The organism is Niastella yeongjuensis, from assembly GCF_900110245.1.
In the GTDB taxonomy this organism is placed as follows: Bacteria; Bacteroidota; Bacteroidia; order Chitinophagales; family Chitinophagaceae; genus Niastella; species Niastella yeongjuensis.
Window position 1 is genome coordinate 784819 of the sequence record NZ_FOCZ01000001.1, and the last position, 14575, is coordinate 799393.

The following is a 14575-nucleotide window of genomic DNA, read 5'->3' on the forward strand; positions in this document are numbered from 1 at the left end:
CTGGGAGGCAATCGTGGTCCGCCGGCTGGCGGAGAGTTTGGTTAGATGGCCGCAAAGATGATAAAAAACGATATAGATATTTATAGGATTATTCTATAAAACGATAGATTTTGTCTATGACTGTGATGTCTGCTAAAATGAGTAGATTTAGAAAACCCAAAACGATTGTTTATGAAAAACACGTTGGTATTATTAATGGGCCTGTTGCCTGTTAGTCTTTTCTCACAAAGCAAACCAACCTATAAAGAAGCTTACCGCCCGCAGTTCCATTTCTCTCCGCCTCATAACTGGACAAATGATCCCAATGGCCTGGTATATTATAAAGGGGAATACCATTTATTTTACCAATACAACCCCATGGGCAATACCTGGGGGCATATGAGTTGGGCACATGCTGTTAGTAAAGACCTGGTACACTGGCAATCATTGACCCTGGCTATTCCTGAAGATGAAAAGAACATGATCTTCAGCGGTAGTTGTGTGGTGGATAAAAACAACAGCAGTGGGTTTGCCCAAAAACCAGGACAAATTCCCATGGTAGCCGTGTATACCGCGCACATCATTCCCGATAAATCAAAACCCGACGATTACCTGCAAACCCAGCACATCGCTTACAGCCTCGATGATGGCCGTTCCTGGACAAAATATACCGGCAACCCCGTGCTCGATCTGCATAAAAAGGATTTCCGCGATCCTAAAGTATTCTGGTATGAACCCGGCAGAAAATGGATCATGGTGACTGTTTTACCAAATGAGCATATTATGCAGTTTCATGGTTCACCGGATCTGAAAACCTGGTCGCACCTGAGTGATTTTGGCCCGGCCGGTGATATCAGTGGTATTTGGGAATGTCCCGATCTGTTGCAGGTGCCCATCAATGGCCAGCCGGGCAAAAGCAAATGGGTGCTTCTGAATTCACAACAATTCACCATGCAATATTTTGTGGGAACGTTTGACGGCACCGTTTTCCACAATGAAAACCCGGCCGATACCATACTGAGACCCGATTATGGGCCTGACTTTTATGCCGGCATCACTTATAATAACCTGCCGCCCGGTCAGGACCCGGTTCTGATTGGCTGGGCCAATAACTGGAAATACGCGCAGGCCATCCCCACCTCGCCCTGGCGAAGCGCGATGTCACTGCCCCGCTCGCTGCGCTTAAAAAAAACCAGCAATACCTTTACGCTTTTGCAACAACCGGTAAAGGCCCTGCAAACCCTGCGGGCCGCTCCTACTGAATGGAAAAACAAAGACATTAGCAAAGAGGAAGCCTTTCCGGCCAAAGGCCAGGTGCTTGAACTGGGTGCGGAACTCATACCAGCCAAAGCAGGTATTTGCGGCATCAAACTGGCAGCCGCTGATGGACGGGCTGTTATTATAAGTTATGATGCCGCCAGTCAACAGGTAACGGTCAACCGTTCAAAAACCGGTAATGTTGATTTCGATAAACAGTTTGCCAATGTCTCGTCTGCTGTTACCCGGGTTCCGTTGCAGAATGGCAAACTGCGTTTGCATGCCTTTTTAGATAAAAGTATCCTGGAAGTATATGCCAATGATGGCGAGGTGGTATTAACTACCCAGCTTTTCCCATATGCCAGTCTCGACGGAATTGCATTTTTTAGTGAAAACGGGGTTACTCGTATTATCTCGGCAAAAGTGTGGCCGTTGCATACCATCTGGCAATAGGATGGTTCATGGTCTGAGTGGATTTAAGAGGCAGGTTCAGGTTTCAAACTTTCTCCTATAAATCCGGAGCCCGCCTGTTAAAAACAGGGCCCCTCCCCCTCGGACATTTCCCACTTAACCAGTACCTTCGCACCGCTAAATCACAGTATCTGTTAAAAATCATTTAGCGTAAGCATATGAAGTTCAGAAACTTTAAAATGGTCGATTATGTTGTTTACGGCCACGGCAGTTTTAATCAGCTCGATGAAATTTTAGCTCCACATAGAAAAGGCGATGCGCCCATGATCTTTTTGGTAGATCATTTTTTTGAAAAAGGGGCCGCTACCGGCGATGGCAAGGCGCTTGTAAGCCGTATTCCCCTGCGTGGTAAAGACAAAGTGATCTTTGCAGATGTTACCTACGAACCAAAAACTACCCAGGTTGATAAACTGTCCAAACAATTAAAAGACGAGTTTGGTACTGTGAGCGGTGTAATTGGTATAGGCGGCGGTTCAACCCTCGATCTGGCCAAAGCGGTTTCTTTAATGATGACCAACCCCGGTTCTTCGGCCGATTACCAGGGCTGGGACCTGGTAAAAGTTCCCGGTGTTTACAAAGTGGGTATTCCTACTTTGAGCGGAACCGGCGCCGAGGTTTCCCGTACTACCGTTCTTACCGGCCCTACCCGCAAATTGGGTATGAACTCTGACTTTACTCCTTTTAGCCAAATCGTACTTGACCCCGAATTAATAGCCAACGCACCTGTTAACCAGCGTTTTTATACCGGTATGGATTGTTATATCCATTGTATTGAAAGCCTGCAGGGTACTTACCTGAACGAGTTCAGTAAATCGTATGGTGAAAAAGCATTACAATTATGCCAGCATATTTTCCTGGAAAAAGATAACTGGGATGCTGAGTGCGACGAGAAACTGATGATGGCATCTTTTGCCGGTGGCATGAGCATCGCTTATTCACAGGTGGGTGTAGCCCATGCGGTAAGCTATGGTTTAAGCTATTTGCTGGGTACCAAACATGGTATTGGCAATTGCATTGTGATGAACCACCTGGAACCCTACTACCCCGCAGGTGTTGCTGAATTTAAAAGAATGGTGGAGAAAAATAACATCGATATCCCCGTTGGTATCTGCAAAGGGTTGACCGATGATCAATTCGATACCATGATCAATGTATCACTGGGCATGAAACCCCTGTGGGAAAATGCGCTGGGCAAAGACTGGGAAAAAATAATGACCCGTGAGAAACTGCGGGCCTTATACGAAAAGTTGTAATCACCTTACATCATATTTAATTTATTAAGACCTGTCAGGTTTCCTTTATCATCTTGCTAAATCAGCAAGCAAAGGGACACCTGACAGGTCTTTCTGCTTTAAGCGTTAATCATAATTTATTATTAGGCAATGCGGCCATTGCGTAAATTCACCACAAATAACCCTTTTATGAAAAAAATACTTTTCGGACTGAGTTTGTTCGTGGCTGCGTCTTCGTTTGCGCAAGACAAATACTCACCTGTTGTTAAGCAAGGTACCAGGCTTAATTTTTCTGCCATGGTGAACGGCCAAACTTTCCCTTGTGTATTTTCATTGGATTCATTAACGGCCGGCTATGTGAAAGTAGGTTGGACTGTGGAAGGTTTTGGCAGCGGCGGCTGGGTAATGAAAAGCAAATCGCTTGAAAGTGGCAACCGCGGTTTCTGGAACCAACCCAGCCCCGGTACCGTAGAAGATATGGCCGATGACCAGGTAGTGGTGCTGATCTCAAAAGCCCAGTGGGAAATGCTGCAAAAAGACAAAAAGATCAATTTCGATCAACAGGTTTATACCGTTAAAACACCCACCGAGCAACAACAATTAAAAATTTCTGGCAAGACTGTTGATGCATATTACCTGGAAAGTGCCAACGGTTCAACCCATATCTGGATCCTCAATAATGCCGCTACCCCCTTACTATTGAAAATTGAAGGCAATACCCTGGGCGCTGATCTTACTTTAAATTCAGTGGAATAGACACGTTTGCGGCTTTTGGCAGGTTTTATGCAATGTCCTTGTTAACCATGCGTTATCTAACTGCAGGAATTCATTTTCGGAATTTTTAGCCATTTTTGTTGTATGAGTATGAGCCCTCAGAAATACCTGCGTTATCTAATGTTGCCAAATTTGTTCGGCACCGCCCGAACCAAGGAGATATTGCAGGTCAACCCCACCGTTCTGCCGCAACGTGAAGAAGCGAATGAAGTAAAGATCTTCGTATACGAATACGATGCCCATTCCGTACATGAATATGGAGCGGAAAGTGTAGCAGACTGCCTGCATTGTAAGGAAGGAAAATACATCAGCTGGATCAATATCGATGGATTGCGTAAAAACGAGGTGGAAACCATTTGTAACGATTATGGCATTCACCCGCTGGTTATTGAAGACATCCTCAGCATTAACCAGCGCCCCAAATTCGATGAAGTAGATGGCATATTATTTTGTCTGTTGAATATGTTGTACTTCAACGAACAAAAAAAGTCAATTGAAACAGAACAGATCAGTATAATATTAGGTCCTAAATACGTGCTTTCTTTCCAGGAAGATTCTGAGCGGGACGTATTCAATCCCCTTAGGCACAGGCTTAAGATCAACAATGCCAAGATCAGACAACGCGGGGCAGATTACCTGTGTTATTCACTGCTCGATTTAATCGTCGATAATTACTTTATTGTAATGGAAAAGGTAAGCGAGCAGATCGAGATCGTGGAAGAAGAAGTGATCCGCAATGCTAATACCCGGTCGCTGGCCCGTATTAACCAGCTGCGTAAAGAGCTGATCGTGTTGAAAAGGAACTTTGCACCGGTACGCGATCTGCTGAACGGCATTATCCGCAGTGAAAGTGAGCTGCTCGATGAGGCTACTACCAAATATTATAAAGACGTATATGATCACATTATACAGGCTTATGATCTCAGCGAAAACTACCGCGATATCATCAGCAGTATGCAGGACCTGTATATAAATAATGTGAACCTGCGTATGAACGAAGTAATGAAGGTAATGGCCATTGTTACCTGCTTACTGGCTCCCGCAACCGTTATTGGCGGCATCTTTGGTATGAACTTTGAAACGATCCCCTACATCCATAACCGCTGGGGATTTTTTCTGGCAGTAGGCGCCATGCTGCTTATCCCGCTCTGGATGATCCGTCTTTTCAGAAAAAGAGGGTGGTTTTAATAAATTTCTATTGTTTGTTTGGCTGATGGTTTGATGGTGCTAATTCCCGAACTTTATAAGGAACGATTGAATTAACTATCAAATCAACCAAACAATTATTGCCATGCCCTCAAATCGCCGTCATTTTTTAAGACAACTGGGTGGATTGGCAGCCGGCTTTGGCGCCGCTTCCACCGGATTATCCTTCATCAATTCTCCAAACGAAGACTTTCAAACAAAAGGGCATACGTCTTACCCGGACTTTGCGCCCGCTCCTTTGTTTTTTACCATTTCACTGGCCCAATGGTCATTGCATAAAAAGCTCTTTGCAAAAGAAATGGACAACCTCGATTTTCCTGCCATGGCCAAAAACACGTATGGCATCAGCGTAGTAGAATATGTGAACCAGTTTTTTAAAGACAAGGCAAAGGATGAAAAATACCTGGCTGAGCTGTTGAAACGCTGTAATGACAATGGGGTTAAAAATCACCTGATCATGTGCGATGGGGAAGGCGACATGGGTTCACCCGATGCCAACGTAAGGAACCAGGCTGTAGAAAACCATTATAAATGGGTAGATGCCGCCAAATACCTGGGTTGTGCTACTATTCGGGTAAACGCCTTCGGACAGGGCAGTGCGGAAGAAGTGGCAAAAGCTGCTGCTGAGTCACTAAGCAAACTGGGTGAATATGCCGGCAAAACCGGTATAAATGTAATTGTGGAAAACCATGGTGGTTATACTTCTAACGGACAATGGCTTTCGGGTGTAATGAAAAAGGTAGGCCGTAAAAATGTAGGCACTCTCCCCGATTTTGGAAATTTCTGTATCAAACGCGAAGGCGGTGCACAATGGGGCAGCAAATGTATAGAGGAATATGATCGTTATAAAGGTGTGGGTGAAATGATGCCATTTGCAAAAGGCGTAAGCGCTAAAACCAATGATTTCGATGAACAGGGTAATTGCATTGAAACCGACTATGTAAAAATGTTGAAAGTAGTAAAATCAGCCGGGTTCAAAGGTTATATGGGAATCGAATATGAAGGCGATAAATTAAGCGAAGAAGAGGGCATCAAAAAAACAAAGGCCCTGCTTGAACGGGTAGGCGCCATGATAAAGTAATTAACAAAAAGTCCCCCTTATACACCGGGGGACTTTTTGTTTTAATAACTTGTTTCATCCAACTTCACTTTTCCTTTAAAGGTCCAGAATACAAAGGAAGTATAGGTGGCTACCAGGGGCGTTCCTATCAATGCAATGATCAATAATATCTTCATGGTTTTCGGCGATGCAGCTGCGTTATGCACTGTTATACTATTTGAAGGATTCCCTTTTGAATATAACAAATAAGGAAACACTTCCAGCGCCACCATTATCAACAGCAACGCAATTGTTGCTGAGGAAAAAATAAATGCATAACTGTATTTACCCTTTTTCAACAACCGGGGTATATTGGCAATGGCCAATACCATCAATATCGGTATTATAAAAGAAGAAGGATGTTCTCTGAAAAAATCGCTGAGGTGCGGCACATATAATAAGGTATATAAAGTAGTGATCACAAAACTCAACACAAAAAAGATGATGAATTGTCGGGCCAGTAAATAGAGTTTTGTGTATAACCGGCTCTCAGTTTTCATGGTGAGATATATAGCGCCGTGCATCATGAATAAAGCCAGCGTTGTAATGGCTACCATAATTGAAAAGAAATTAAAGAACGATAACCAGTCGCCCGAAAATTCTTTATGTTCATTTAAAGATATACCATACGCTACATTACCCAACATCAGCCCGAGTGATAAAGAGATAATGATGGAAGCTAGGCAATACACAATATCCCAGGTTTTGCGCCATAATTTACCGGGTTCTTTACTCCGGAATTCTATGGCAACGCCTCTAAAGATCAATCCCACCAGGAACACCATAAACGGAACATAAAAAGCAGAGAAGATAGCTGCATACGCTACCGGGAAACCAGCAAACAAGGCGCCGCCACCAATAACCAGCCATACTTCATTTCCATCCCATACCGGGCCAATTGCATTCAGGGCAATTCGCCGGCTTTGTTCTTTAGTCAAAAAGAGGTGTAAGGAACCGGCGCCCAGATCAAATCCATCCAATATTGCATACCCACTGATCACAGCGCCAAAAACTAAGAACCACCAAAGATTATAATCGAGTCCTAAAAAAGTTTCCATTGTTTACTAGTTGTTGTGAGTAGTATGGTTAGTGTGCTGCAATTGGGCCTTTTCCGGTGTGGTCCAAAATCGGGTTATCACGTTTGCTGCCTTCTTCAATATCTTCCTTGGTACCATAATCAACAGGGCCGTGTACAATTTTCTTGTTCAATAAATACAGGAACAGCACAAATAACAACAGGTATACTACCGTGAACATGATCAATGAAAACACCACCTGGTTAGCCGTTACTGTTTTCGACAGGGCATCAGAAGTTCGCAACAAACCATATACCACCCAGGGCTGACGGCCCATTTCCGCAGCAAACCACCCGGTTTGATTGGCGATCTGTGGTCCCAATACTGCCCATACAAAAATTCCCATCAGCCAGCGTTTTTCGAATAGTTTATTCTTATAACTCAACCACGATGCATACAGGGTTAAAGCGATCATAAACATGCCGAGGCCCACCATAATATGGTAGAACTGGAAAATAGTATTTACCTGTGTGGGTCTTTCTTCTGGTTTAAAAGCATTCAGGCCTTTAACCGGTTTTTTAAAATCGAATTGGGTGAGGAAGGACAAACCGCCGGGTATTTTTATCCCGGTTACTTTTTGATTTTTCTGATCAACATAGCCCAGCAAAAACATATCGGCTGCGGCCAGGGAATCATAATGCCCTTCAAGTGCAGCAAGTTTTGCCGGCTGGTGTTTATATACCACATCGGCACTGCTATGGCCCGCTACCAGTTGCAACAGGGAAAAAACGGTGGCTGCTATCAAGGCTATTTTGAAAGAACGTTTTGCAATGTCAAGGTGTTTGCCTTTTAAGATATACCAGGCGTTCACACTCAGTACTAAAAATATCCCCGCCAGAAAAGCGGCTATCCACACATGCATCAGTCGTTGTACACTTGATGGATTGAACACCATGGCCCAGAAATCGGTGATCTCGGCACGGGCGTCCATGCCGGTGCCTACAATATGAAAACCGGCCGGCGTTTGTTGCCAGGAGTTGGCCACCACAATCCAGATGGCCGAGAACATGGAACCGAGGAATACCATGATCGTTGAAAAGAAATGCACCCGCGAACTAACCCGGTTCCAGCCAAAAATGAGTATTCCCAAAAAGCCCGACTCCAGCGCAAAGGCAAAGATCCCTTCCGCTGCCAGGGCGCTCCCGAAAATATCGCCCACATATTTTGAGTACGTGGCCCAGTTGGTACCAAACTCAAATTCCATAATAATACCGGTGGCTACACCAATACCAAAGATCAGGGCAAAGATCTTGATCCAGAAACGGGTAATCTGCTCATACATCTTATTGCCCGTTTTCAGATACAATCCTTCAAATACGACTAGCAATAAACCAAGTCCGATACTTAAAGGCGGGTAGATGTAGTGAAAGGCAATGGTAAATGCGAATTGGATGCGTGCTAATATTTCAACGTCCATGGTCGGGCAGTTTTAGTTCTATGTAATGCGCTCAGTTTGGACTACGCAATCGTTGTGCTGACTTTTCTTTCCGGGGCAAGGCAAAAAAAAGCCGACGCTTCGGCATCGGCTTCGTTAGTTATTTCTTTTTAAAGATAGGAACAGTACTGCAAGGTTCGCCATACATTATGCTTTTGGCTACCGGCATCAACTTTTTTGTTATGGCCAGGTAGGCAAACTCTCCTATGGGTATATCCCCACAACCTTTAACAACAATTCGTTTATCTACAAACGGAGAAGCATCGATGGCTTCGATCTTTTGCACAAACAATTGCTGGCGGGCAGCATTTTCATCCCCGTAAACAATATCTTTTGCAACCGGCTGCAGGTATGAACCTACCAGCATATACGCCCACATGGGAATAATGGCATCGGCTGTACAGGTAACAGCTACTACTTTATTCTGATAAATACTCCAGTCATTGTTTTGCAAAGCGGCGCGGAATTCCTTTTCTTTCAGGATCAGCTCCATAAATAAATGGGGCTTCAGGTCAAAGACCGCAATCTCTTCTGCTGGAAAATAGTTTTCCAGGTCAATGGTGACCAGCTGGCTTTGCGCGACCTTATTTACTATTTCTTCACTCATAATATTCAATTTCACTAGACTTATACAAAGGTAATACGGAATTAGTTAATTAGTTGAAAAGTTGACGAGTTAACCAGTAAGGGTAGATCTTAGAATTTCACACTGATAAACAAGCAGATATGAGTGAATGTTTAAAAAAAATAGGGTTGACGAGTTTAAAAAACTGGTCAACCCTAGCAACTAGTTAACAGATTAACTAAAAGAATTTAATCCTATTATCCTTTATGTCAGCAGATTTCTTCATGATCTCCATAACTCTGTATCCGAACATAGCACCCATTTGTTGTTGAATGGCTTGCTGTTGCGCTTTGGCATCAAAGTTTGGATTAGGTACAGCACTGATGTTATTAACTTTAATAACAAATACACCGATCTCACCTTTTATTGGAGCAGAAACTTTAGTCTGGTACTCTTTGTTGAAAGATGCACCCAGTACTTTCATTTCATTACCCACATTTGGGATAAAGGTGCTGTTGAAAGTAACACTGTCAGCATTGAATACTTGTTGACCCGTAGCCTGGGCTACTGCTTCGAGGGTTGAAGCACTGCCAATTTTCTTAACAATATCCTCAGCCTTTTTCTCATTGCGTACTTTGTATTCAACCAATGGACGGGCTTTTTCAACAGACATAGTTCCTTTTTCAGAAGCACCTGTAACGGCAGGCACTACAAATTTATCACCAACCTGGTAAGGGTGTTCAGCTACACTGCCTCTTTTGGCATCATTGAAAGCCCAGCGAATAATTTCACGTGTTTCACCCAGACCCATGATCATGAAATCAGATTCTTTCACATCGGCCTGTAATTTATTATACTTTCCTTTTGCAGCATTATCATCAAATTGCTTCAGGTCACGACTGGCCGCAGCAAACTGAGAAGCCATACCGCTGGCGCCATTGATGGTTTCATCACTTGGAACGATCGCGTGTGAGATGTATGCAATTTTGAAAGCTGTTTCAATTTTCTTCTGGCTTAACACTTCTATATAATGGTATCCACTGTAAGACTGGTTATCCACTTTTACTACTTTCTTTTCACCAGGAGTGCCATAGAAGATGGTTTCAGCAAATTCTTTGCTCAGGTTAGAGAATTGCAAAGAAGCGAATTCATATTCACCGCCTTTATCCTTGCTGCCGGCATCGTCGCTATATTTAACCACCATGCTGTCGAAGTTGGCGCCACCTGCAATAGCAGTTTGAATGCTATCGATTAATTTTTTGGCAGCACTGTCAGTTCTTGCCTGACCCTGCTGATCACCTATTTTAATTAAGATGTGACGGCATTTTACACTGTCGGGCATTTGGCGGCGGCCTACCATTTTAGCCATGGTATAATTTGGACCATCGAGATAGGGTCCAATGATTTGTCCATCGGCCAGTTTGCGCAAAGTATCGGCGTTGCCCATTTGCATGCGGCTGCTCAATACATAGCCATCGAAGTAGGGTGTTTCGCTGGCGCTGTTTGCCATCACAGTTTGAATTTCGGGAGTAGTATTGGCAGCGGCCAATGCATCTTTTTGTTTGGCAACTTCTTCCAGTATTTTTGCACTGTCAGTACCGCTGGGTGAAGCGTCGAAAGATACATAGATCAGGCTACGCTCATTTTCCTGTTTGTAAGTGTCTTTATGTTTATTAACATAATCCCGCACATCATCATCAGAGATCTTGATGGTAGAATCGGGAATAGTTGAGTAAGGAACATTCACATAAGAAATGGCAGCACGTTGGCTGTTCTCGGCATTGGATTTCTCCAACAACCATTTGGGAACATACATGCTTTTACCAACCAGCGAAGTGAATTTCTCACGCTGACGGCTTTTTTCCAGGGAGGGTACAAATTCACCCCAGAAGCTGTTGTACTGAGGAGTACCTTTTTTCAGGGAACGGATCGCCTGGTAAGCAGCTTGTGCATTGAACATACCGGTTGAATCGGTAAACTGCTGTTTTAACATTTGGGGCGGGTTAGCACCATATAATATATCACCCACTTCTTTGTCAGATATAGTGATGCCGAGTTTGGAATACTCGTCTGTCATTAACGCGTCCTCTACGAACTCGTTCCAAAGGCTTTCACGGATCTGGCTGCGCATTTGGTCATTCACAGGGTAATTCTGTGCACGGTAGTTGTCTTCGGCCATTTTGTAGCGTGCCTCAAAGTCGCGAACATCGATACTGGTACCATTAACTTTACCCAGCGTAGTAGAGTTACCGCTGAACAAACCCCGGCTTCCCCCCTGAAGGGCATCCTGCACAATAAAGGCGATAAGGGCTAATGCAATCGCACCAATGATAATCCACGCTGCTTTGTCGCGGATGGTTTGAATAACTGACATAAAATAAGTGTATACCTCTTTTAATAAGGATGGCAAAAATAGGTGAAAAATGTTTATGAACAAACTGTGGAAAACCGCTCAAAACCAGCATCAAATAAAGGTTTTGCCAGCCCACACAGCTGTGAATAACGCCAAATTTTATAATATATGCAAACCTTGTGGAACAGTGTCGTGAAAACAATTCTAACATTAAAACTGGATAACCTCTAAAATATGTTGGTAACCCGTGTTTTTGCTCTTTCGAAACGGTGGATAGTTGGCCAATAAGTTTTGATCCATACTTTCCCGTACCGGGCGGTGTATAAAAACCCTGAGTTATTAGACCTCCATTAACAGACTTTTTATATGTTATTATCGTTAATTTTTTTCAGGCCTTTTTTATTCCACCGGCGTGGAAAACTGCCGAAAACCTACGCCAGTCCTTATTTGTTGAATGTGGAGAGAAAGTGGAAAACCGTGGATAACCAGGTTGTTGTAACTTTACCAAATTTCTGAATCGTTATTTTATCCACGAATTCACAGCCGTAATAATAATAGGTTATTTATAAAAAAAAGAAATTAATATAAATACTATGGAAGATATCCACGTAGCCAACGCAAAAAAAAATGTGCCGAAGAAAGGATTCCTCGATATCGAGATTGACCCCACGATCGATTTGTTTTCCGAAATCGAACGTTTGAAAAAAGAAAAAAATATGGTGCTGCTCGCGCACTATTACCAGGAGCCCGATATTCAGGATGTGGCCGACTACATTGGGGATAGTTTGGGTCTGGCACAACAGGCGGAAAAAACCAGCGCGGATATCATCGTTTTCGCCGGCGTTCATTTCATGGCTGAAACAGCGAAAATTTTAAACCCGGCCAAGAAAGTGTTGCTGCCCGATTTGAATGCAGGTTGCTCCCTGGCCGACAGTGCCCCCGCCGATCTTTTCAAAAAATTCAAAGAACAGCACCCCGATCACATCGTCATCTCCTACGTGAACTGCTCGGCCGAGATCAAAGCGCTGAGTGACATCATCGTTACTTCGAGCAATGCCGAGAAAATTGTGGAAAGTGTGCCGAAAGACCAAAAGATCATTTTTGCACCGGACAAAAACCTGGGCGCTTACCTGGTGAAGAAAACGGGCCGCGATATGGTTTTGTGGAATGGCGCCTGTATGGTGCACGAAATTTTCAGCCTGGAAAAGATCACCAAGTTGAAAACCCGCCACCCCAATGCGAAATTCATTGCTCACCCCGAGTGTGAAGATGCGGTACTTCGGATAGCTGACTACATCGGTTCCACCACTGGTTTGTTGAAGTACAGCCAGCAAAGTGAGGCAACCGAATTCATTGTGGCCACCGAAACCGGCATTTTGCACCAGATGCAAAAAGCTTCCCCCAACAAAACTTTCATCCCCGCGCCACCCAATAACAGCTGCGCCTGTAACGATTGTCCACACATGAAACTGAATACCCTGGAAAAGCTATACCTGTGCATGGAATACGAGACTCCGGAAATCACCATGGAGGAAGAATTACGCAAGGCAGCGAAGAAACCAATCGATAGAATGTTGGAAATCAGCGCTAAATATGGTTTGTAAGGCAGTAACCCGTCAGGTTCCGCCATCGAAGCAATCGAACCTGATAGGTCATGTTTGTGAATAAACCTGTTAATTGTGTTAATAACCCCTGAACAAGCCCCTATTTCGACACAATGACTGTTAGGGAAGGGGTTTTCGATCTGTAGAATTTTGTGAAATAATCATTCAAACTATATTTGCTCCATGGCAGAAGACTTGAGCATTGTGCAGGGCACAAAAGAGGAAAAATATCAATCTGTAATTCCCCAAATAAAAGCGTTGATTGAAGGCGAGCCCGATCTGGTGGCAAACCTGGCTAACATAGTAGCGGCCCTGATGGAACAATTCGGCTGGCTGTGGATAGGATTCTACCTGGTGAAAGAAAATCAATTAGTGCTGGCCCCGTTTCAGGGACCGGTAGCTTGTACCCGCATCAAAAAAGGACGGGGTGTTTGTGGAACCAGCTGGGAAAAGGCGGAAACCATCGTGGTAGCTGATGTAGAAAAATTCCCGGGACATATTGCCTGCAGCAGTAAGTCCAGATCAGAGATTGTTGTTCCGGTAATTCGTGACAACAAAGTGATGGGTGTATTGGATGTGGACAGTGAACAGCTGGCTGCCTTTGATGAAACGGATAAACAATTCCTGGAAGAAATTGTGAATCTCGTCATTTTTGAATAGCTAACATTTGCTTGCCATATGAAAAGAAGAAACTTTATCCAGACAGCAGCTATGTCATCCGCACTCCTTGCAGGAAAATTATCATACGCTGGTTCTGCCAAAGCTGGAAAAAAAGAATTGTTTGAAATACGGGAATACGAAATTCATTTTGGTGGAAACCAAAATGCATTGCATGCTTATCTCGAGAAAGCATTAATTCCTGCCTTCAATAAATTCGGTGTTAAGAACGTAGGTGTTTTCAAAGAAATTGGAAAATCCGAACCGGCTAAAGTATATGTGTTGATCGTTTATCCTTCAATGGAAGAATATGGCGAAATCAATATGAAAGTAAAGTCAGATAGTGACTTTAAACAGAACAGTACCGAGTGGGATAAAATTCCTGCAGAGAAACCGGTTTTCAACAGGTATAATTCTACGCTGTTAGTGGCATTCGATAATATGCCTTCCATAAAAGTGCCGGCTAAGGAAACACGCATTTTTGAATTGCGTACTTATGAAGGTTACAATGAAGATGCGGTTAGAAGAAAAGTGAAAATGTTCAATGAGGAAGAGTTCACCATTTTTGACAGAACAAGATTGAACCGTGTATTTTTTGGTGAAGCTATTTCCGGACCAAACCTCCCCTGTCTAACGTATATGATCACCTTTAAAAATATGGAAGAGCGTGACAAAAACTGGGCAGCGTTTGGGGCAGATACAGATTGGAAAAAAGTGTCTAACGATCCCATATATGCTAACACAGTTTCAAATATCCGGCGCGTGTTTTTAGAGCCAACTCCTTACTCGCAAGTATAATAAAAATATTACATGTAATACAAAAGGCTCCCGATTTTATCAGGAGCCTTTTGTATTATAAGTTATTTC

12 protein-coding genes are annotated in these 14575 nt (G+C 43.5%); 8 read left to right on the forward strand and 4 right to left on the reverse strand.

What is annotated here, in order from left to right:
* Positions 1-171 precede the first annotated feature (171 nt).
* From BMX95_RS03590 to BMX95_RS03610, 5 genes are all read left to right on the forward strand, one after another.
* Positions 172-1689: a glycoside hydrolase family 32 protein gene (locus BMX95_RS03590; RefSeq protein WP_081198795.1), complete on the forward strand. Its 1518-nt coding sequence runs from the start codon at positions 172-174 to the stop codon at positions 1687-1689.
* Between the two features lie 176 nt (positions 1690-1865).
* The gene (locus tag BMX95_RS03595) at positions 1866-2960 is read left to right on the forward strand and encodes an iron-containing alcohol dehydrogenase family protein (protein WP_081198794.1); all 1095 of its coding nucleotides are present in this window, start codon (positions 1866-1868) and stop codon (positions 2958-2960) included.
* A 168-nt stretch (positions 2961-3128) separates the two neighbouring features.
* On the forward strand, positions 3129-3695 hold the full coding sequence (locus tag BMX95_RS03600; protein WP_081198793.1) for a hypothetical protein: 567 nt from the start codon (positions 3129-3131) through the stop codon (positions 3693-3695).
* Between the two features lie 102 nt (positions 3696-3797).
* Entirely contained in the window at positions 3798-4901 is a 1104-nt protein-coding gene (corA, locus tag BMX95_RS03605; protein WP_081198792.1) for a magnesium/cobalt transporter CorA, read from the forward strand.
* Positions 4902-5004: 103 nt separating this feature from the next.
* The gene (locus BMX95_RS03610; protein ID WP_081198791.1) at positions 5005-6000 is read left to right on the forward strand and encodes a sugar phosphate isomerase/epimerase family protein; all 996 of its coding nucleotides are present in this window, start codon (positions 5005-5007) and stop codon (positions 5998-6000) included.
* 41 nt (positions 6001-6041) lie between these two features.
* Here BMX95_RS03610 and cydB read toward each other — a convergent pair whose 3' ends face one another.
* The 4 genes from cydB to BMX95_RS03630 all read right to left on the reverse strand — a co-directional run bounded on the left by cydB (position 6042) and on the right by BMX95_RS03630 (position 11468).
* A complete protein-coding gene (gene cydB / locus BMX95_RS03615; RefSeq protein WP_081198790.1) occupies positions 6042-7076 on the reverse strand; it encodes a cytochrome d ubiquinol oxidase subunit II in 1035 nt (344 codons plus the stop codon).
* Positions 7077-7104: 28 nt separating this feature from the next.
* On the reverse strand, positions 7105-8511 hold the full coding sequence (locus BMX95_RS03620; RefSeq protein ID WP_081198789.1) for a cytochrome ubiquinol oxidase subunit I: 1407 nt from the start codon (positions 8509-8511) through the stop codon (positions 7105-7107).
* A gap of 118 nt (positions 8512-8629) precedes the next feature.
* Positions 8630-9136, reverse strand: a complete 507-nt coding sequence (locus BMX95_RS03625) for a DUF2480 family protein (protein WP_081198788.1) — start codon at positions 9134-9136, stop codon at positions 8630-8632.
* Between the two features lie 196 nt (positions 9137-9332).
* Positions 9333-11468: a peptidylprolyl isomerase gene (locus tag BMX95_RS03630; protein ID WP_081198787.1), complete on the reverse strand. Its 2136-nt coding sequence runs from the start codon at positions 11466-11468 to the stop codon at positions 9333-9335.
* A 572-nt stretch (positions 11469-12040) separates the two neighbouring features.
* Between BMX95_RS03630 and nadA the strand changes: the two genes are divergently transcribed.
* From nadA to BMX95_RS03645, 3 genes are all read left to right on the forward strand, one after another.
* The gene (nadA, locus tag BMX95_RS03635; protein WP_081198786.1) at positions 12041-13051 is read left to right on the forward strand and encodes a quinolinate synthase NadA; all 1011 of its coding nucleotides are present in this window, start codon (positions 12041-12043) and stop codon (positions 13049-13051) included.
* 183 nt (positions 13052-13234) lie between these two features.
* Entirely contained in the window at positions 13235-13711 is a 477-nt protein-coding gene (locus tag BMX95_RS03640) for a GAF domain-containing protein (RefSeq protein WP_081198785.1), read from the forward strand.
* Positions 13712-13729: 18 nt separating this feature from the next.
* Positions 13730-14506 carry an NIPSNAP family protein gene (locus BMX95_RS03645; RefSeq protein WP_081198784.1) on the forward strand — a complete coding sequence of 259 codons (777 nt, stop codon included), beginning with the start codon at positions 13730-13732 and terminating at the stop codon, positions 14504-14506.
* Positions 14507-14575: the final 69 nt, after the last annotated feature.